The organism is Pseudoalteromonas sp. SR41-8 (genome assembly GCF_014163915.1).
Taxonomy (GTDB): domain Bacteria; phylum Pseudomonadota; class Gammaproteobacteria; order Enterobacterales; family Alteromonadaceae; genus Pseudoalteromonas; species Pseudoalteromonas rhizosphaerae.
Genome location: NZ_JACJEE010000003.1, coordinates 76,092 through 94,885 on the forward strand (window position 1 = coordinate 76,092; position 18,794 = coordinate 94,885).

The 18,794-nt window shown below is 39.9% G+C and carries 17 protein-coding genes; 8 read left to right on the forward strand and 9 right to left on the reverse strand.

All coding sequences use genetic code 11. From position 1 onward, the window contains the following. The first annotated feature begins 4 nt into the window (after nucleotides 1–4). Entirely contained in the window at nucleotides 5–1,015 is a 1,011-nt protein-coding gene (locus H5162_RS03235; protein WP_182777629.1) for a GlxA family transcriptional regulator, read from the forward strand. Nucleotides 1,016–1,109: 94 nt separating this feature from the next. Here the strand turns inward: H5162_RS03235 and H5162_RS03240 are convergent, their stop codons facing one another. Then, nucleotides 1,110–1,613, reverse strand: coding sequence for a hypothetical protein (locus tag H5162_RS03240; protein WP_182777631.1), 504 nt, complete (start codon nucleotides 1,611–1,613; stop codon nucleotides 1,110–1,112). 63 nt (nucleotides 1,614–1,676) lie between these two features. Next, on the reverse strand, nucleotides 1,677–1,928 hold the full coding sequence (locus tag H5162_RS03245) for a hypothetical protein (protein ID WP_182777633.1): 252 nt from the start codon (nucleotides 1,926–1,928) through the stop codon (nucleotides 1,677–1,679). A gap of 362 nt (nucleotides 1,929–2,290) precedes the next feature. On the opposite strand from H5162_RS03245, the gene H5162_RS03250 reads away from it, so the two are divergent. Continuing rightward, nucleotides 2,291–3,523 (forward strand): EAL domain-containing protein, encoded by a 1,233-nt coding sequence (locus tag H5162_RS03250; RefSeq protein WP_182777635.1) that lies wholly within the window; start codon nucleotides 2,291–2,293, stop codon nucleotides 3,521–3,523. Nucleotides 3,524–3,534: 11 nt separating this feature from the next. Here the strand turns inward: H5162_RS03250 and H5162_RS03255 are convergent, their stop codons facing one another. The 6 genes from H5162_RS03255 to H5162_RS03280 all read right to left on the reverse strand — a co-directional run bounded on the left by H5162_RS03255 (nucleotide 3,535) and on the right by H5162_RS03280 (nucleotide 8,969). Continuing rightward, entirely contained in the window at nucleotides 3,535–4,047 is a 513-nt protein-coding gene (locus H5162_RS03255; RefSeq protein ID WP_145233140.1) for an MgtC/SapB family protein, read from the reverse strand. Nucleotides 4,048–4,061: 14 nt separating this feature from the next. Then, nucleotides 4,062–5,168, reverse strand: a complete 1,107-nt coding sequence (gene rimI / locus H5162_RS03260) for a ribosomal protein S18-alanine N-acetyltransferase (protein ID WP_145233139.1) — start codon at nucleotides 5,166–5,168, stop codon at nucleotides 4,062–4,064. Further along, complete coding sequence (locus tag H5162_RS03265; RefSeq protein ID WP_145233138.1) at nucleotides 5,168–6,562, reverse strand: RimK family protein; 1,395 nt, start codon at nucleotides 6,560–6,562, stop codon at nucleotides 5,168–5,170. The genes rimI and H5162_RS03265 overlap by 1 nt, the downstream gene beginning before the upstream one ends. Before the next feature lie 257 nt (nucleotides 6,563–6,819). Then, on the reverse strand, nucleotides 6,820–7,296 hold the full coding sequence (locus tag H5162_RS03270; protein ID WP_145233137.1) for a GreA/GreB family elongation factor: 477 nt from the start codon (nucleotides 7,294–7,296) through the stop codon (nucleotides 6,820–6,822). A 205-nt stretch (nucleotides 7,297–7,501) separates the two neighbouring features. Continuing rightward, nucleotides 7,502–8,170: a DUF2987 domain-containing protein gene (locus H5162_RS03275; RefSeq protein ID WP_145233136.1), complete on the reverse strand. Its 669-nt coding sequence runs from the start codon at nucleotides 8,168–8,170 to the stop codon at nucleotides 7,502–7,504. After that, complete coding sequence (locus H5162_RS03280; protein WP_182730627.1) at nucleotides 8,163–8,969, reverse strand: glucosaminidase domain-containing protein; 807 nt, start codon at nucleotides 8,967–8,969, stop codon at nucleotides 8,163–8,165. Before H5162_RS03280 ends, H5162_RS03275 begins: the two co-directional genes overlap by 8 nt. Nucleotides 8,970–9,145: 176 nt before the next feature. Between H5162_RS03280 and H5162_RS03285 the strand changes: the two genes are divergently transcribed. Further along, nucleotides 9,146–10,435 (forward strand): anti-phage deoxyguanosine triphosphatase, encoded by a 1,290-nt coding sequence (locus tag H5162_RS03285; RefSeq protein ID WP_145233134.1) that lies wholly within the window; start codon nucleotides 9,146–9,148, stop codon nucleotides 10,433–10,435. Nucleotides 10,436–10,520: 85 nt separating this feature from the next. Here the strand turns inward: H5162_RS03285 and H5162_RS03290 are convergent, their stop codons facing one another. Then, entirely contained in the window at nucleotides 10,521–12,683 is a 2,163-nt protein-coding gene (locus H5162_RS03290; protein ID WP_182777637.1) for a prolyl oligopeptidase family protein, read from the reverse strand. A gap of 152 nt (nucleotides 12,684–12,835) precedes the next feature. Here H5162_RS03290 and H5162_RS03295 point away from each other — a divergent pair, with 152 nt between their 5' ends. The 5 genes from H5162_RS03295 to purB all read left to right on the forward strand — a co-directional run bounded on the left by H5162_RS03295 (nucleotide 12,836) and on the right by purB (nucleotide 18,789). Further along, nucleotides 12,836–13,147, forward strand: a complete 312-nt coding sequence (locus tag H5162_RS03295; RefSeq protein WP_145233132.1) for a DUF962 domain-containing protein — start codon at nucleotides 12,836–12,838, stop codon at nucleotides 13,145–13,147. Nucleotides 13,148–13,260: 113 nt separating this feature from the next. Beyond that, nucleotides 13,261–15,108, forward strand: a complete 1,848-nt coding sequence (locus H5162_RS03300) for an ABC transporter ATP-binding protein (protein WP_182734261.1) — start codon at nucleotides 13,261–13,263, stop codon at nucleotides 15,106–15,108. 575 nt (nucleotides 15,109–15,683) lie between these two features. Next, complete coding sequence (gene mnmA / locus H5162_RS03305; protein WP_145233130.1) at nucleotides 15,684–16,784, forward strand: tRNA 2-thiouridine(34) synthase MnmA; 1,101 nt, start codon at nucleotides 15,684–15,686, stop codon at nucleotides 16,782–16,784. Next, nucleotides 16,784–17,386, forward strand: coding sequence for a high frequency lysogenization protein HflD (gene hflD / locus H5162_RS03310; protein ID WP_149982535.1), 603 nt, complete (start codon nucleotides 16,784–16,786; stop codon nucleotides 17,384–17,386). Before mnmA ends, hflD begins: the two co-directional genes overlap by 1 nt. Before the next feature lie 32 nt (nucleotides 17,387–17,418). Next, the gene (gene purB, locus H5162_RS03315; protein ID WP_145233128.1) at nucleotides 17,419–18,789 is read left to right on the forward strand and encodes an adenylosuccinate lyase; all 1,371 of its coding nucleotides are present in this window, start codon (nucleotides 17,419–17,421) and stop codon (nucleotides 18,787–18,789) included. Nucleotides 18,790–18,794 lie beyond the last annotated feature (5 nt).

Sequence of the window (18,794 nt, forward strand, 5' to 3'; positions counted from 1 at the left end):
TTAAATGGTCAACAACTTGGTACTTAGCCCTTTGCAAATAAGTATTTTGGTATACCAGCACTTATTGATCACCAGTGTCACCTTGCCAATTGAAATGCTCAGAGCCGGTGAGGCGTACGCCAAGGGGCATATAAACAGCGGAACTTTTCGGCCATTAACGATTAATTTAATCGCTGAGGACAACGAACCTATCAAAAATCGCAGCGGCTTAGCAATATTACCGGATCACACTTACAGCACAGCACCTTACAGTGACTTGATTATTGTGCCCGGTATTTGGCGCAATCCTCGCCCTGTTGTCAGAGCAAACTCTGGGTTAGTTCAGTGGCTTGCCAGTAGCTGGCAAACGGGTAGCTCAATCATTGGCGTGGGTACTGGCAATTGCTTAGTCGCTGAAGCTAAGTTATTAAATGGTCACCCCGCTACCACTCATTGGCATTATGCAGAACAATTTAAACGCGACTACCCACAAGTGCTGCTCAAGCCTGATTTTTTTATCACCCAATCTGAGCGCTTATACAGTGTGGCAAGTCTAAATGCCTTAGCAGATGTGATCGTGCATATTATTAGCCAGTACTACGGACAGGCCGCCGCTCAGCATGTTGAGCGCAACTTTTCTCACGAAATTAGGAAACCTTACGAAGATCAGCGCTACCTTGAAGGTGCCGTTGATCGGCATCCAGATGAACTCATCGCGCAAATTCAATTTTGGTTAAAAAACAACTTAACCACAGAACAAAGTTTAACAGAGGTCGCTCAACTATTTAGTTTGAGTTACCGCTCTTTTACCCGTCGTTTTCGCATTGCGACCAACCAAAGCCCCATTGAATATTGGCAGCAATTACGCGTACAAACAGCAAAAGAGCTACTTGCATCATCTAACTTATCAATTCAGGAAGTTGCTTTAGAGGTGGGTTACAATGATCAAGGTCATTTAACCCGCGTGTTTAAGAAAGTGCTCTCGCAAACGCCTAGCGAGTATCGAAAAGTGGTTAGAAGAAAGTTATTTGGTTAATAAGTTGGCGGGGTGTTATTTTTAAACAGTTAAACCTTTTAGATAGCAAAATATACAGTGCGGGTTAAACATAAGTATCGACGTTTAACGCGTATCATTTATCATCGCTGTCGATTTGAGTTCGCCTTTCAAATACTAACTTTAACGCTGCGTCCATTTCTTTAATAAAGTCATCCTTAAATGGAAATTTTTCTGATGGTGCTTTCAAATAACCAATGTGAGCAGTTCGCTTGAAAATAATTCTGTCTTGCTGAAGTTGACTCAAATCAACAAAAGGATGGCTTTTCTTAAGTGCTTTAATGCCTGATAAAATGGCCCACTTGTCGTTGATATAACAGTCGATTCTATTTTTAGCCAGCTTCAAAATATTTGATAATGTATCTTTATTTTCCCATATTTTTATTTTGTTTTGCTCCATGGCAGTGTTCAATGCTTCATCGAATAAAAGATACCCAGCATTGATACCAACATTAATCGGCTTTAATGGATATTCTGTGTTTTCAATCTTGAGTAAGCTTGAGTTTGGATTACAAAAAGCTTGTATTACTTCTTCATGCAGCGGCTCTGAGTAAGGCCAAATAAAACTGCGCCCTTGCACATTTTTATAAGGAGGTAGTAAGGCAAAGTCCTCTCCTCGTCTAAGTGCGTCAACACCGCGCTTCTAAGGTACTGGTTGCAACTCTATAATATATTTTTCACTAATCAAATCGGCAGCTTGACGAACTACATCAACATATAAGCCCACTAACTCACCGTCTTTAAGGTAAGAATATGGGGGATAACTATCATCGACTAATATCACAACACGATAGCTTGGTTTGGCCACTACCTGTATTGTAAAAAAGAAAGCAAACAGCAGTAATGCAATTCTTTTCGGCCCATTCCACTGTATTATTTGCCAACTCGATTCCATTAAACAACACCTAAATAAATAATCACTGGTTATTAGCGTAGTCAGATTCATATTTTTTACAAATCTTACCATCCCCAAATATTATACCTACTGAAACGCTAAAATAACAAAAGCATAAGGCTTACTCTTATTATTACGATAAGCGTACGACAAGGACCATCTAAGTGCCGGACTTTCTAGGCCATTAACGACCGATTTAATCGCGCAGGACTGCAAATCTATAAACGAGCTAGTCCCTCCCTGGATTATAGATAGAGAAAACTGAACTAAGCAGCAAATAAAATCAAACGCTAATTAGACGTTTATATCTATATAAATTATAGTAATAGCATTAAAAGTGCTAAAAATTACATGGAGGCGCCATGACGGCAAATTTTAGCGATGTGCTTTTGGATCAAAAAGATAATTCAACAATCGATGCTAAATTGACAAATTTGCTGGGATTAGTGCGCAAACATTTAAATATGGATGTTGCTTTTATTTCAGAGTTTATTAACGATGAACGCGTTTTCAAAGTTGTCGATAATCCATCAGCAAATAAAACGGTTAAAGTGGGCAATTCCGATCCTATTAATGAAACATATTGCCATAAAATCACTGAGAAACAGCTTAGCCCTATTATTACCAATTCAAAAATAAATCCAATTACTCAAATAATGCCAGTAACCGACAAGTTAAACATAGGCGCTTATATTGGTGTGCCTATCAATCTTTCAAATGGTAAATTATATGGTACGTTTTGTTGTTACAAATCGCATCATGATGAAAGCTTAAACGAGCGGGACTTGTCTTTTTTAAACATGATCTCTGAAATTGCAACTGGATTAATTGAAAAAAACCTGCATAATACTGCATTGCATAGCCAAACCAAATTAGCAATTGATGAGGTTATTGCAAGCAACAGTATAAGTATTTATTTTCAGCCTATTTTTAATCTATTTAGTAATGAAATTGCGGGCTTTGAATCACTGTCACGCTTTTTTACCAAACCTTATAAAACACCTGATCTCTGGTTTAAAGAGGCAACAGATGTGGGCCTAGGTGAATCTCTGGAAATGCTGGCGATAAAAAACAGCCTCGCCTATATTGCGCAATTTAATGACACCACTTATATCGCCATTAATTGTTCACCATCCCATATACTCTCGGGTGCACTTGAATATACTCTGCAAGGAGCCGATTGTTCAAGGTTGGTATTAGAAATAACTGAACATTCACCAATATCAGACTATACAGTAATGCGAGCTGCATTAGCGCCACTGCGAAAAAAAGGGCTACGTTTGGCTATTGATGATGTAGGTGCTGGCTTTTCGTCGTTTCAACATATTTTAGAACTGGAAGCCGACATTATTAAATTAGATATCAGCCTTACTCAAAATATAAATAAAGACAATCGTAAGTTTTTACTGGCCAAGGCACTGTGTGGCTTTGCTAAAGCAATAGACTGTTCGATTGTTGCCGAAGGCATTGAAACGCAAGCAGAGCTTAACGCATTAAGAAAATTAAATGTTGATAATGTGCAAGGTTACTTTATTGGCCGCCCAGCTCCTATTGAAGATGCATTGAGCTATCAAAGCATAACTTTATCAACATAAAAACGCCACTCTTAGTGGCGTTCTGATTCGTTAATTTCTTTTCGATAGTATCGTTTGTGATAACTTTTAACTTTAGCGTGTACACCTTTACTTAAGCTTTTAAACTTAGCTTCAAGGACATCTACACCATATAAAATGCCCACCACTAAAATGGATAGTTTAATAGCTGCCAATAAATTATCGGTTGCAATCACTACACCAATAGATGCCAAAACCCAGATAGTTGCCGCAGATGTTACCCCAACCACAGCGCCATCTTTAGCGAGCATCACTCCAGCACCTAAAAAGCCGATGCCAGTAATAATTTGACCAACCACGCGCGAGTGGTCAATCACATCACCATGGAGCATAAACGCCGTGGCTAAAAACAAATAAGTACCTAATATAATCAGTACTGAGGTTCTTATTCCTACTGGTTTGCCCCGTAACTGGCGTTCCATACCAATCAAAGCACCACAAAATGCAGCACTGCCTATTGCCGACCACGAATAGGGGGCGATATCTACTAATTCAAAAAAAGTCACTCAAAATCCTAAAATTACTGCATGTGTATAGCCAGTGCCGTACTCAAACGAGAACTACCGAAACTGGCCATTTTTAAAAAGTCACTCTTAGCGATGGGTACGTGTTGACAATCAATCGCCAGCTGTTTATCGCTTTCACAAAAAGGGTCATGGACATATAGACAATGCTCATCTAAATGCGTTACACACACCCAATGCGGTGACTTTTTACCATCAAAGCGATACGTACTGATCAATAGCACCACGGCCATTTTGGCTGCTAACCAGCGCTCTATGTGCTCAAGGGTTAAGTCTTGATACTTCACATCTAGTTTGTGATTAATTGCCTCAACCACAAATTGATTATGAACCGTGTGTAAAATTGCTTTCTTCTTATCACTTCTTACGCCATCAACAAACAATGTATCACGTGTATTAATAATCACATCGGCTGTAAAACCGCGTTTATTGGCAGCTAAAGCAAGTCCTAATGGATGACAACCACCATGACCAGAGGTCATAAAAATAGTGGTTGCTTCACGCCAAATATCAAGCTCATTCACTTGTGAAATAATCGCTTTTTTTATTGATGACATTGCCATTAATAATGCCGCTGGCCCGCAAGTAAATTCGGTTGTTTGCTGATACCAAGGCGTTTCACGCGAAAACTCAAGCTCATTGGTTTTACGAATGTTTTTTTGCATCCGCAAGGCATCACTATGATCATCATAATAGTCACTGTATTGCCCAAATACTCGATAGCCAAGCTTTTCATAAAGTGCGATTGCAGCTTTATTATTTACCGCCACTTCAAGACGCATAAATAACCGTCCGCGTTCAGCCGTTGCTCTTTCTAGTGCTTTCAAAAGCTGCTGAGCAACGCCTTTTCCTTGTGCATTTGGTGCAACTGCTAGCGAATATAAACGTGCTAAACGAGTGCCTTTATGACACCACACTAAGCCATAGCCGAGTAACTGTTGTTCTGACTCTGCAACCATTAAAATACCATGCTTGGCTGCAATCCAGCGCTTAAAGCTACGCGCACTTAATCTATCTTGATTAAAACTTTGCTGCTCTATCTCAAGTAACGCTTTTAAATCGCTATCTGTGGCAGCGCGAACTGCCACACTATGCTCGGTCATTAACTTCGACCTCGTGCTTCGAGGCGTTGTTTAAATTCTTCCATAATAATCATATAAAGTTCATCACCTAAGTAACCATCTTCTACTTTATGGTCAATACTTGGGTTATCGTTTACTTCAAGCACATATGCACGGCCTTGGTGCTCTTTAACATCCACACCATAGAGCCCTTTGCCCACAGTTTTACATGCTTTTAATGCCGCATCTAAAACTGCTTTTGGCAACTCAAAAGTAGGCAGTGTTTCAAAACCACCAGAGAAAAACCGTTTTGCATCATGATTATAAATTTGCCAATGATTACGCGCCATTAAATAACGGCATGCATAGATAGCACGACCATTTAAAACTCCTACTCGCCAATCGTATTCTGTGTACATATATTCTTGGGCTAGAACTAAAGCGCTAAATTCAAATAACTCAGCCAATTTTGCTGCCAGCTCATTGCGATCAGTTACTTTGTAGACACCTTTTGAAAACGACCCTTCAGGCATTTTAAGCACTAATGGGTAAGTAAATGCCTCTTCAAGCTGACTGATGGTTTCATCACTTTGATCAGCTACTACCAAGGTTTTTAAGCTCGGTACTTTTTGATAATTAAACGCATCATGTAAATACACTTTATTACAACAGCGTAAAATAGACTCAGCATCATCAATCACCACTAATCCTAGGCTCTGCGCCTTACTTGCCAGACGGTAAGTTGGGTGGTCAATTGCAGTTGTTTGGCGAATAAATAGCGCATCAAACTGAGCGATATTGTCTATTTCTTCAAAACTGAGCGCTTGAGCATAGATACCATGTTTAGCTGCCGCTTTAATAAAACGGGCTATTGCATCTTTATCGCTTGGTGGCACTTTTTCATTGTGATCAACTAAAATAGCCATATCCCAGCGGTAACGTTTTTGCGAACTGCTTATACGCCACTGTGTTTGCGTAAACTCAGTTAATTTAGCAACAAAGTCTTGATGCTGCTGAGTATTAAGCGACGCCAATGAACCTTGCTGTAACAGCCCGGCTTCATCTACAAATAAAATAGGCGCTGGATATTGTTTAAATACCGCTTTTGCTGCTTTGTTTTGTAGTTCATTTACTGCATGCCCAAAGTATAAGGCATCATCGAGATGGCCAACATTAAGCATCAAAGTTTGGCCATTACGTAGCGCATTAATCGTTTTTACGCTTGGCAATACTTGATGTTTACGTGCCTCAGCAAGTAATGAGCAATAATAGCCTTTACTCAAGTATTGGCTTGAGTCGCATAGATTAATAATGCGCGTTTTTGGCTCATTATGCTTTGGATAATCTCGTAAGTAGGTATTGAAGGTAATTACGTTTTCGAATGAGTGAGCAAGTGCCTGCTCGTTGTTATCAACCACAATCAAGGTTTTAAACACGACTTTTCCTAAAATAAGTCAAAATACAAATGTAAGAGTGAATATAAATAGAAACACCCATACTGCTAAGTCATCGTTGTGCAACACGTGTACTTAACAGGATGGGTGCTTTAGATTCAGCTACAGCTTAATCTACAGGTGATTTATAAAGGGTTTTTCGCTACCTTTCCAACGAGTAATTTTTAGCGTTAAGATAAGTAAATTTAATCAACCACAGTAAGATCAAAAAAAGCTGGTTAAAGCTCCTTTCAGCATCACTAACTTATTGAAATAATTTCTAATAACGTGGATTTATTCGCTATTGTAAAACTAAACTCATCACCTTGTTGCTTATCCATCAGTAATTGACCTAATGGTGACAGTGGTGTGAGAACATACACTGTAGTGTCTTTTATTTTAATGCTTAAACCACCAGAAAGTGGCCCTAAAAAATACCATTTTAGATTTTCGTCTTCATCGCAGATACAGACCAGCGAACCAATGGCAACTTTACTTGATACAGCGATTTTAAATGCCTTTTCAAACTCGATAATACTCAAATGGCAGTCATTCACACGCTGTGCTTGCCCTTGCGCTAAATAGGCAGCTTCTAGGCCTAATGTATCGTATTTATTTTCAGCAATATTTTCTTCATGAGTGGCGGTGTCATGGGCTGTCTTTGCAGCAGCCTGCGCGGTACTAAGTTGCGCCTCTAAAGCAAAACGCAGGCATTCAATCACATGGGTTTTATTCATATCTAAGGAATTATTTTAAATCTATAATGACTGTATTTTAACGTGCTTTGGGCTGCGTGTAACTCAATTGGCTAAAAACAAGGTTATTCATAGGCATTGATTAGTAAATATGGAAGGATATTTTTTAATTACTCTTGATTACTCTTGATTAGTAATAACATAAATCAAGCGCTGCTGTTAACAGCGCTTACTCAACTGTTTTTTACTACTTAGCAATCCATGGCGTTACTTTTAGTAATGGCACCGGCACAGTAAATGCTGTTTTATCGTCTTCCCACTGCTCAGTAACACTGACATGACAAATTGCTCCTTGGCAATCAAAAGCAGGATCGGCAATCGTCACTGGCTCTGCAAAAGTCAGCACCACACCTTGTTGTTCAGGCAATAAAAAGCTCATCAGTTTGCTAACAAAAAATCCCGACAGATCCGATAATAATTCATCAAACTCATCATTAAGCTGATACAACTGGTGTTTATTTAAATTACTATTATTGAACTCACGCGCCTCAATTTGCAGTTTTAACTGGCAATCATGGTTTTCATTTTGAGGCTCGATAACCACCACAGCTTTATTTGTATCAAGTTGTTTATCAAAAGGAAGTAAAAGCTGAGCATGCTCAGTATAATTAAGTGAAAATTCCTCTCGCTCAGTAATAATGCGCCCGGTTTTAATTAAACATTCGTCATTACTGGCAATGTCGGTGATGTAAAAATTGACCTGAGCAAATTGAAAATCACCTTTATTGACGACTTTTAAACGATCATAAAAGCCATCATAGGAAACCACAAACTCTTTTGCTTGCACAGTAAACGTTGCTATTAGTACAACGGCTAATGCCATAATATGGCTGATACTACGTACTGGGTTATTCATCAAAGTAAGCTCTATTTTGGTTGATCATTTGATTTAATTCTTCGATATACGCTTCACCACGCTCGGAATAGGAGATTAATCCGTAACTTAGCTTAGTCGCTGAAATTGGCTTTTCTTGTAAACGCAAATCGGCGCGGATACTACGTAACTCTTTATAAGCTGCATGGGTATTAATATTTTTAAAATAAGAAGTCACGGCTGCTCGCACAGATTTAAATGCCGCTACTTCATGGTCTGCACCAGTATTACGACGATTAGGCACCATACCGCAGCCTTTGCTATAACACCACTGACCAAAAAAGTTTAATCCTATTCGAGCAAATCGAGACGTTCCCCATGCTGATTCGTTTGCCGCTTGCATCAGCGCTAGCTCTTTAGGAATAATATCAACTCGACGTAATGCCTGACGCAAAGACAAACTATCAATCGTTTCTGGTAATTTATAGCTGTTTAAAATCGTTTTAACTTGCTTAGTTTGCGTGCGACTTAATGGCTCATCGTATTGCACCATCATCAATGCAATCTCCAGCGTTGCCCGTTGCTGCAGGATTTTTTTATTTTCAGCCTCAACATGCGGCCGAATAAAGTTAAAAAAAGCATGTTTTTTTTCTTTTACATCACTAAAGCCGTTAAAATCAGGAAGCTTAACGTTATGTAATGGCTTTTCTTTCTTTTTGACTGGTGGCTTGATTAAGGCTGTTTCGCCCTCAATAGTTGAATTCGTCCTTTCTATAAATGGGTAACTCAATGCCCAAATAAAAAATAGGCTAACGATTAAACGAAATAGATACTTAAGCATGTATTCTCTCAAAAAAACTAATGTTTATGCATGGTATATCCACACGCATCTGACCATTCATTATACCTAAGCACTCCAATAAAGGCGAATATACCCATTTGAAGGATTTATAATCTATAAAAATCGGCTACAATTAAGCGCATAAAAACGCTAAAGAAGTTACCGGATACCCATTAATGAAATTAGACTGGCAAAGCCGCATAATAAATCAAAACAAGTTTCGCCCTAATGACAATCGCTCAGCGTGGCAAGTAGACCGCTCCCGGATAATCCATGCAGCTGCATTTAGACGTTTACAAGCTAAAACTCAGATAATGGGGATTGGCCTAAATGATTTTCATCGTACACGATTAACCCATTCTTTAGAGGTATCGCAAATTGGCAGTGGTTTACTTCGTCATTTAGAGAAACAACACCCTGACTTCACACATTTTCCCGACCCTAGTTTGCTTGAGACGCTTTGTTTGGCCCATGATATAGGCCATCCTCCTTATGGTCATGGCGGTGAAATTGCCCTTAACTACATGATGCGTGAACATGGTGGTTTTGAAGGCAATGCACAAACACTGCGCATTGTTTCAAGACTTGAACCATACAGTGATGGTCATGGTATGAACTTAACGCGCCGTACTTTGCTTGGCTTTATAAAATACCCGGCTTTTATTGATGACTTGTGGCACACCATCCCACATCATGATCCGCAACGTGCATTTATAAAAGCTGACGACTGGCGCCCAGCAAAAGGTTTATACAAGGATGATAAAGCGACCTTTGACTGGATTGTAGCGCCTTTATCTGACGCTGATAAACAACGCTTAGGCGATTTTAAGGCCGTCGATGAGTTTAGATCTAAAACCAGTTTTAAATCCCTTGATGCGGCCATTATGGAACTTGCCGACGATATCGCTTATGCCGTACATGACCTTGAAGACGCAATTGCAACAGAGCAAATCACCCTAAAAGAGTGGCAAAATCATGCCTTACCCGCACTTGAGCTTGTGCAATGTGAGTGGCTTAGCGACAGTAACTTAACCGAGCGGCTATTTTTAGGTAGCGAAGCACAACGTAAAGATGTGATTGGGGAATTAGTAAACTTATTTATTACTCAATCATCCATTGTGCACACAGAACTTGAGTTTGAAAATCCAATTTTAAATTACACCGTTGAATTACCGCACAGTTATCAGCATTTACTTGAGACGTTAAAGTCATTTATTTATCAACGACTCATTCGTGCTTCACATATGCAGCAAATTGAGTTTAAAGGACAAAAATTAATTATTGAATTATTTGAAGCATTTGCCTGCGAACCATTACGACTTTTACCTGAAACCACAGCAAATGTGTTTCGCCTAGCACAACAACAAAATGGTAATACACACAGAGTAATTTGTGATTATTTAAGTGGTATGACTGACGAATATGCGTTTAAAACACACCAACGCCTTTTTTCAAGTAATAGCTAATTAATACTCTTGCGTTGCAAAGTTCCACTGCGCAACCTTAAAAACACCGAAACAATCGCTTCGGTGTTTTATTTATATTATTCAATTACAGTGATTTGATACCCATGTTATAAAGGGTGAAACCGTAAATATCTGCATATTGATCAATAATTTTACTGGTTGGTGTACCTGCACCATGACCCGCATTAGTTTCAATACGGATAAGGTATGGATTGTTCCCTGCACCTTTGGCTTGTAGCTCCGCTGCAAACTTATAAGAGTGAGCTGGCACCACACGGTCATCGTGATCGCCTGTGGTGATCAAGGTCGCTGGGTATTTAACCCCAGCTTTTACATTATGAACTGGCGAGTAGCCTTTTAAGTAATCAAACATTTCTTTACTTTGCTCACTCGTACCATAGTCATATGCCCAGCCAGCTCCGGCGGTAAAAGTGTGATACCGTAACATATCAAGTACGCCTACTGCAGGTAGTGCGACTTTAAATAACTCAGGGCGCTGAGTCATGACCGCGCCAACTAATAAACCGCCATTTGAACCACCGCGAACGGCTAGGTAATCACTTGATGTGTATTTCTCTGCGTTTAAATACTCAGCAGCAGCTATAAAATCATCAAATACATTTTGCTTTTTAAGTTGTGTACCCGCATCATGCCACTGTTTACCGTATTCACCGCCACCACGAATATTAGCCACGGCGTAGACACCCCCTTGCTCAAGCCACGCAGCAATGGTTGAACTAAAGCTTGGCGTCATGCTGGCATTAAAACCGCCATAACCATATAGAATAGTTGGGTTAGTACCATCACGTTTTAAATCTTTTCTATAGGAGATGATCATCGGTACTTTAGTGCCATCTTTTGAACTATAAAATACTTGTTCAGAAGTATATGCCGCAGAATCAAACTGCGCCCCAGATTTACGGTAAACGTCTGAGTTACCAGTATTTACATCAAACGCATAGGTATTGCCCGGCGTTGTGTAATTAGCGAATGAATAATAAAGCGTACTACTTTCTTTTTTACCACTGAAACCACGAGCGGTACCCACACCGGGTAAACTAATTTCACGAACTAACTTGCCAGCTTTGTCATATTGTTGCACTTTAGAAATGGCATCAACCATGTATTTTGCAAAAAAGAAATCCCCCCCTTTAGACATACTCAATACATTATCTGTTTCTGGGATCAAATCTTGCCAATACTCAACAGTTGGGTTTGCGGCGTCTACCGTCACTACTTTCTTATTCGGCGCATTTAAGTTTGTTACTAAAAATAACTTACTGCCGTCGTTATCTAAAACGTAAGTGTCTGAATCTGTATTATCAAGCACTGTGACAAGTTTGCTGTCTGGCTTGGTTAAATCTCTAATAAACAGTTTATTACCAGATGTTGAAACACTAGCAGAAATCAATAAGTAGCGATTATCACGCGTTACCGAGGCACCAATATAGCGATGTTTTTGTTCCTCAGAGCCACCATATATAAGTTCATCGGTTGTTTGTGCAGTTCCTAATTTATGGTAATACACTTTGTGTTGATCAGTTTTTGCCGAGAGTTCACTGCCTTTAGGTTTATCGTAGCTTGAGTAATAAAAACCATCGTTGCCAACCCAAGCAATACCACTGAACTTTATATCGATTAATGCACTTTCAATTTGCTCTTTACTTTGCGTATCAATAATAATGACTTTTCGCCAATCACTGCCACCTTCAGAGATCTGATAAGCTGCTAGCGAACCATCTTCAGAGAAAGTCAGACCAGACATTGAAGTTGTACCATCTTCGCTAAACTTATTTGGATCGAGGAAAACCTCTGCTTCGCCCTTGCCTTTACTACGATAAAGTACATATTGGTTCTGTAGGCCATCATTTTTATAAAAGTAGGTGTATTCACCTTCAGTAAATGGAGCCGTTACTTTTTCGTAATTCATTAGCTTTTCAAGGCTGACTTTTAATTTATCCCGGTACGGGATATTTTCAAGATATGAAAAAGTCAGTTCATTTTGTGTTTTAACCCACTTAGCCGTATCACTGCTCATATCATCTTCTAACCAACGGTATGGATCAGCCACTTTCTCGTCAAAGTACTGATCAACCACAGTCCCTTTTTTTGTTTCCGGGTAAGTGATAGATTGGTTAGCAGTTATCGGTGCTGCTGCATTATTTTGATTGTTTGTTGATATTGATGTCGATTCAGAACAACCCCAAAGCGCAACTAACACCGCGCAAGTAATGGCTTTTTTTAACATGATTATGATCTTTTAATTATTTGTTAGACTCATAACGGTATAAATTTGTCGTAAGTATGTCTAGTAGTATGAGATCAAAGCGCCTAATATCTGTAAAGAAATGTAAAACTAAATATTTAAAACCAGTCAATAGCATTAACAAGATATGTGATATGAAAAATACACCAGAATTTACTAGCTTTAAAAAGTTTTACCCATACTACTTACAAGAACATAAAAATATTACCTGCAAACGGTTACATTTTTTTGGTAGCTCTTTGGTGCTTATTATCGTTTTGTATGTGCTGTATAGCCAACAATTTATGCTGTTGTGGTTGCTACCCATTATTGGTTATGGTTTTGCCTGGGTTGGTCATTTCTTCTTTGAGAAAAACCGCCCTGCTACGTTCAAATACCCGTTTTATAGCTTATGGGCAGACTGGGTGATGTTTAAAGATATGCTGATTGGCAAAATAAAATGGTAGTCACTGTTGTTTTGTAATAACCGACAAACAAGCAAAAAGATCATTATGCAAACCTGTTTTTGTCGCTTTTCAGTGATATAGTTAACGCCATTTTTGCTATTCAAGATATTAAAATGTATCGATTATTTGAGCGGATGATCAAGCCGTTTCCCGAACAAAAGCCAACCCAGCCTCCTGCGACGCTATTTGCATTTTGTCGTCACTACACTAAAGGTATGGAAGTCTCGCTATTTTTTATGTCGCTAAGCGCAGCATTGCTCGCGATTTTAGAAGTATCACTGTTTAGCTATATGGGCCAGCTTGTTGATTGGCTAAGTATCTACACCCCTGAAACATTATTTGTTGAGCAAAAATCTGAACTCATAAAAATGGCGATAGTGCTACTTGTTGTCCTACCTATCGTGGTGTTTTTTCATTCTGCGATATTGCACCAAGCCTTGTTAGGTAATTACCCGATGTCAATTCGTTGGTTAGCACATCGCTATTTGCTTCGCCAAAGTGTGAGCTTTTACCAAAATGAATTTGCAGGGCGCATCGCCACCAAAGTAATGCAAACATCCCTCGCGGTGCGTGAAACCGTGATGAAACTACTTGATGTATTAATGTATATCGTGGTTTATTTTGGCGCTATGGTGTTTTTAGTAGCCGAAGCCGATTGGCGCTTAATGCTTCCTTTGCTTGTATGGTTAGCTCTGTATATTTTGATCCAAATGTACTATGTACCTAAGCTCAAAAAAGTGGCTAGCTCGCAAGCAGACGCTCGCTCTGAGATGACCGGCCGAATAGTTGACAGTTACACTAATATTTCGACTATTAAATTGTTCTCATATACCCAACGTGAAGAGCAGTACGCAAAAGACAGCATGGATGTTTTTTTACAACCTGTGTATAAGCAAATGCGCTTAGTTACCAGTTTAAATTTTGCCATTCAAACGCTTAACTACTTTTTAGTATTTAGTGTTGCGGCATTATCTTTGTATTTATGGACTCTGAGCGCCATTAGTGCCGGCGCAATTGCAATTGCGGTAAGCTTAGCACTGCGTTTAAATGGCATGGCACAGTGGATCATGTGGGAAATTAGTGGCTTGTTTGAAAATATCGGCACTGTCGCTGATGGTATGAAAACGTTATCAAACCCTATTGAAGTCGATGATCTGCCTGATGCCAGCACATTAAGTGTAACCACAGGTGCAATTGACTTTAATAATGTGCATTTTAACTACGGTAAAGCCGCAAACGAAACGAATCGCGGCGCTGTTATCAATGGCTTAAATCTCAACATCAAGGCCGGAGAGAAAATAGGTCTTGTTGGTCGCTCTGGCGCTGGTAAGTCAACACTCGTTAATTTGTTGCTACGTTTTTACGATATTGATAGCGGTAGTATCAACATCGACGGCCAAGATATCTCAAAAGTGAGTCAAGAAAGCCTGCGTAAGTACATTGCGATGGTTACCCAAGATACTTCTTTACTGCATCGGACAGTCAAAGAAAATATCCTTTATGGCCGCCCAGATGCCAGCGATGAAGAAATGATGAAAGCGGCTAAACAAGCCAAAGCGCTAGAGTTTATTGATGACCTTGAAGATAGCAAAGGCAACAAAGGTTTTGCAGCCCAAGTGGGTGAGCGCGGCGTAAAACTCTCTGGAGGTCAACGCCAACGTATCGCCATTGCTCGGGTGCTGCTGAAAAACGCCCCGATATTAATTTTAGATGAAGCCACCAGCGCGCTCGATTCTGAAGTTGAAGCGGCTATTCAAGCTAGTCTTGATGATTTAATGACCGGTAAAACCGTCATTGCCATCGCGCATCGACTATCCACTATTGCACAAATGGACCGGCTCATCGTACTTGATGAGGGCGGCATTGTAGAGCAAGGTAGCCATGAAGAACTGCTGGCACAAAATGGTATTTATGCCGCGTTGTGGACACACCAAACCGGTGGGTTTATTGGTGTAGAATAATTTTTACCTAGCCATAACGCCCTAGTTAAGTTTCAAAATCCAAGCGCTGTTTTTTGAAACTTAACCAGCCAAGTGTCATTACAAAAAACTTCATCGTTTTTAATACAACTTAAAAACCACACCTTCCCTGCCAATTTGGCTACGAAACTGTTCCCTACAAAACTCATATCTTGGGTGGCTTGGCTGTCTATATACCCAAACCACCTCAAGATGCGAGTTTCAGTTGGAATTAAAAGCGATTTAGTAAAGGCATTGATTGCAAGTAATAGTGGTTCTATTGTTAAAATCAATAACGCAGTATAAATCGCTTTTAAACCAACCCGTTGGGCGTTTCACAGGCACTTACTCTCAGCGTTGTTACTTATTAAAAGGGACTGCCATTGTTGCAAAGTAACGCCTTGATATTAAGCACCTGTGAAACGCTGAATTCTGCATCTTGAGGTGGTTTGGGTATACTGCTATAATCGCGGCCTTTCATAGCCTGCGTAATTTGTCAGAGTGTCTCCTTTTAGCTCTATAATACGCGTATGCGCTAGTAGTTTAAATGACAGCAACCTGTATAAGCGAAATTATCCATGAGCGAAAATAGTCACATTAAAGTCATCGTTGGCATGTCCGGCGGTGTTGATTCTTCTGTATCAGCTTATTTATTAAAACAACAAGGCTATCAAGTTGAAGGCCTGTTTATGAAAAACTGGGAAGAAGATGATAATGATGAATATTGCGCTGCTGCCGACGATTTAAAAGACGCGCAAGCAGTCTGTGACAAGCTGGGGATTGAACTACACACAGTTAATTTTGCCGCAGAATATTGGGATAACGTATTTGAGTACTTTCTTGCTGAATATAAAGCAGGCCGTACGCCAAATCCTGACATCATGTGTAATAAAGAAATCAAATTCAAAGCTTTTTTAGAATTTGCAGCAACGGCGCTTGGCGCTGACTTTATAGCCACGGGCCATTATGTACGCCGTGAATTACGCGATGATAAATACGTTATGTGTCGTGGTCTTGATGATAACAAAGATCAAAGCTACTTTTTATACACATTAAGTCATGAACATATTGCACAAACGCTGTTCCCAGTTGGTGATATTGCCAAACCTGAAGTGCGCCGCATTGCTGAAGAACAAGACTTAATTACCCACGATAAAAAAGACAGTACCGGTATTTGCTTTATCGGTGAGCGTAAGTTTAAAGACTTCCTACAAAAATTCTTACCTGCACAACCGGGTGTTATTGAAGACACAGACGGTAACAACGTTGGTGAACACGAAGGCTTGATGTATCACACTCTCGGTCAACGTAAAGGTTTGCTAATTGGTGGCATGAAAGAAGGCTCTGGCGAACCATGGTATGTAGTAGATAAAGACTTAGAACGCAACGTATTGATTGTTGGTCAAGGTAAAGACCATCCGCGTCTTTACAGCAATGGACTAAATGCCAACCAATTACACTGGGTTGATCGTGTTGGGCCAAAAGGTACCACCCGCTGCACAGTAAAAACTCGCTATCGTCAAGAAGACCTAAACTGTACGCTGCTCGTTGGCGATGATGGTTTTGCCCGAGTATTATTTGATGAACCACAAAAAGCAGTAACCCCAGGACAATCTGCGGTATTTTATGCCAACGAAATATGTTTAGGTGGCGGTATTATTGATTCGGTGATCAAATAATGAATGAACACCAAGTCATGGCATTAGCAGCCATGTGCCAAGTTGCTAAACAAGTTCAAAAAATAGCGCAGTACGGCAGTAGCAACGATTACGAATTAGAAAAACTATTAACCAGTATTGTACAAACCTCCCCTGATTCACCCAGTGATGTGTATCAAGGCACTGAGAATCTAAGAGATGGTTATAAAATCTTACTTGATCAACTCAGTGCAGGTGAAAAGAAAGATGTTGAAATCGTCAAATACGTTGGCGGTTTAATGCAACTTGAGCGTGCACTGAGCGCAAAAGCAAGTAGCTTAGCAGAGCTTGGTAAAAGCATTGATGATATCAAGCGACGTCTTGATCACTTTGCTATTACTGATGACACTGTTATTACGGCTCTTGCCGATATTTATTCAAAGGTGCTTAGCCCCCTAGGGCACCGAATTCAGGTTTATGGCAAGCCTGACTTACTAAAACAGCAATTAGTACAACACAAAATACGTGCATTATTATTAGCAGGTATTCGCAGTGCAGTATTATGGCGACAAATGGGCGGTAAACGCCGTCACTTTTTCTTTGCGAAAAGAAGAATTATCGCCATTGCTAAAAACCATATTTAATTATCGTTCAAAACTAAAATTTAGGAGTTATTATGGAGCTTTCAGCGTTAACAGCTATCTCTCCGGTGGATGGTCGCTACGGCAGCAAAACCACTGAACTACGCAGTATTTTCAGCGAATTTGGCTTGATAAAATACCGTGTAACAGTCGAAGTTCGTTGGTTACAAGCCCTTGCAGCAGCTGATGCGATCAAAGAAGTACCGGCATTTAGCGACGAAGCCAATGCTTTACTTAACGCGATTGTTGATAACTTCAGCGAAGCCGATGCGCAACGTGTAAAAGATATCGAGCGTACTACAAACCACGATGTTAAAGCCGTTGAATACTTATTAAAAGAAAAAGTAGCTGACAACGCCGAGTTACATGCAATTAATGAATTTATTCACTTTGCATGTACATCAGAAGACATCAATAACCTGTCTCACGGTTTAATGCTCACTGAAGCACGTAACGAAGTATTACTTCCTTACTGTGATCAACTACTTAATGCAATTAAAGAAAAAGCCATTGAGTACAAAGCAGTACCAATGATGACACGTACTCACGGTCAACCTGCAACACCTTCAACTATGGGCAAAGAATTTGCCAACGTATATATGCGTTTAAAGCGTCAACGTGACCAAATTGCACAAGTTGAAATGCTAGGTAAAATCAACGGTGCTGTAGGTAACTACAATGCTCACCTAAGTGCCTACCCTGATTACGATTGGCACAATCATGCTGAGCAATTTGTAACTAGCCTAGGGTTAACATTCAACCCATTTACAACGCAAATTGAACCGCATGACTACATTGCCGAGTTATTTGATGCGATTGCTCGCTTTAACACTATCTTATTAGATTTTGACCGTGATGCATGGGGCTATATAGCGCTAAATCACTTTAAACAAAAAACCATTGCGGGTGAAATTGGTTCATCAACTATGCCACATAAAGTTAACCCGATTGATTTTGAAAACTCCGAAGGTAACTTAGGCCTAGCAAATGCTATTTTCGCTCATCTAGCGCAAAAGCTGCCGGTATCTCGCTGGCAACGTGACCTTACTGACTCAACAGTACTGCGTAACTTAGGTGTTGGTATGGGTTATGCGCTAATTGCATACCAATCAACCCTAAAAGGTGTAAGCAAGTTAGAAGTAAACGAGCAACGTTTACTTGACGAGTTAGATCAGAACTGGGAACTGCTAGCAGAGCCAATTCAGACGGTAATGCGTAAATACGGCATCGAAAAACCATACGAAAAGCTAAAAGATTTAACCCGTGGTAAACGTGTAAATCAAGAGATCATGGCTGACTTCATCGATGGTTTAGAGTTACCGGAAGAAGCAAAAGTAGAAATGAAAAAACTAACACCGGCTAACTATATTGGTCGTGCTGTCGAGTTTATCGACAACCTAGTTTAAGCTTT

Excerpts from the sequence above, each read along its gene's own strand:
- H5162_RS03235 (WP_182777629.1), top strand. The coding sequence starts at position 5 with ATGGTCAACAACTTGGTACTTAGCCCTTTGCAAATAAGTATTTTGGTA.
- H5162_RS03245 (WP_182777633.1), bottom strand. The coding sequence starts at position 1,928 with ATGGAATCGAGTTGGCAAATAATACAGTGGAATGGGCCGAAAAGAATT.
- H5162_RS03250 (WP_182777635.1), top strand. The coding sequence starts at position 2,291 with ATGACGGCAAATTTTAGCGATGTGCTTTTGGATCAAAAAGATAATTCA.
- rimI (WP_145233139.1), bottom strand. The coding sequence starts at position 5,168 with ATGACCGAGCATAGTGTGGCAGTTCGCGCTGCCACAGATAGCGATTTA.
- H5162_RS03270 (WP_145233137.1), bottom strand. The coding sequence starts at position 7,296 with ATGAATAAAACCCATGTGATTGAATGCCTGCGTTTTGCTTTAGAGGCG.
- H5162_RS03275 (WP_145233136.1), bottom strand. The coding sequence starts at position 8,170 with ATGAATAACCCAGTACGTAGTATCAGCCATATTATGGCATTAGCCGTT.
- H5162_RS03280 (WP_182730627.1), bottom strand. The coding sequence starts at position 8,969 with ATGCTTAAGTATCTATTTCGTTTAATCGTTAGCCTATTTTTTATTTGG.
- H5162_RS03285 (WP_145233134.1), top strand. The coding sequence starts at position 9,146 with ATGAAATTAGACTGGCAAAGCCGCATAATAAATCAAAACAAGTTTCGC.
- H5162_RS03290 (WP_182777637.1), bottom strand. The coding sequence starts at position 12,683 with ATGTTAAAAAAAGCCATTACTTGCGCGGTGTTAGTTGCGCTTTGGGGT.
- H5162_RS03295 (WP_145233132.1), top strand. The coding sequence starts at position 12,836 with ATGAAAAATACACCAGAATTTACTAGCTTTAAAAAGTTTTACCCATAC.
- H5162_RS03300 (WP_182734261.1), top strand. The coding sequence starts at position 13,261 with ATGTATCGATTATTTGAGCGGATGATCAAGCCGTTTCCCGAACAAAAG.
- mnmA (WP_145233130.1), top strand. The coding sequence starts at position 15,684 with ATGAGCGAAAATAGTCACATTAAAGTCATCGTTGGCATGTCCGGCGGT.
- hflD (WP_149982535.1), top strand. The coding sequence starts at position 16,784 with ATGAATGAACACCAAGTCATGGCATTAGCAGCCATGTGCCAAGTTGCT.
- purB (WP_145233128.1), top strand. The coding sequence starts at position 17,419 with ATGGAGCTTTCAGCGTTAACAGCTATCTCTCCGGTGGATGGTCGCTAC.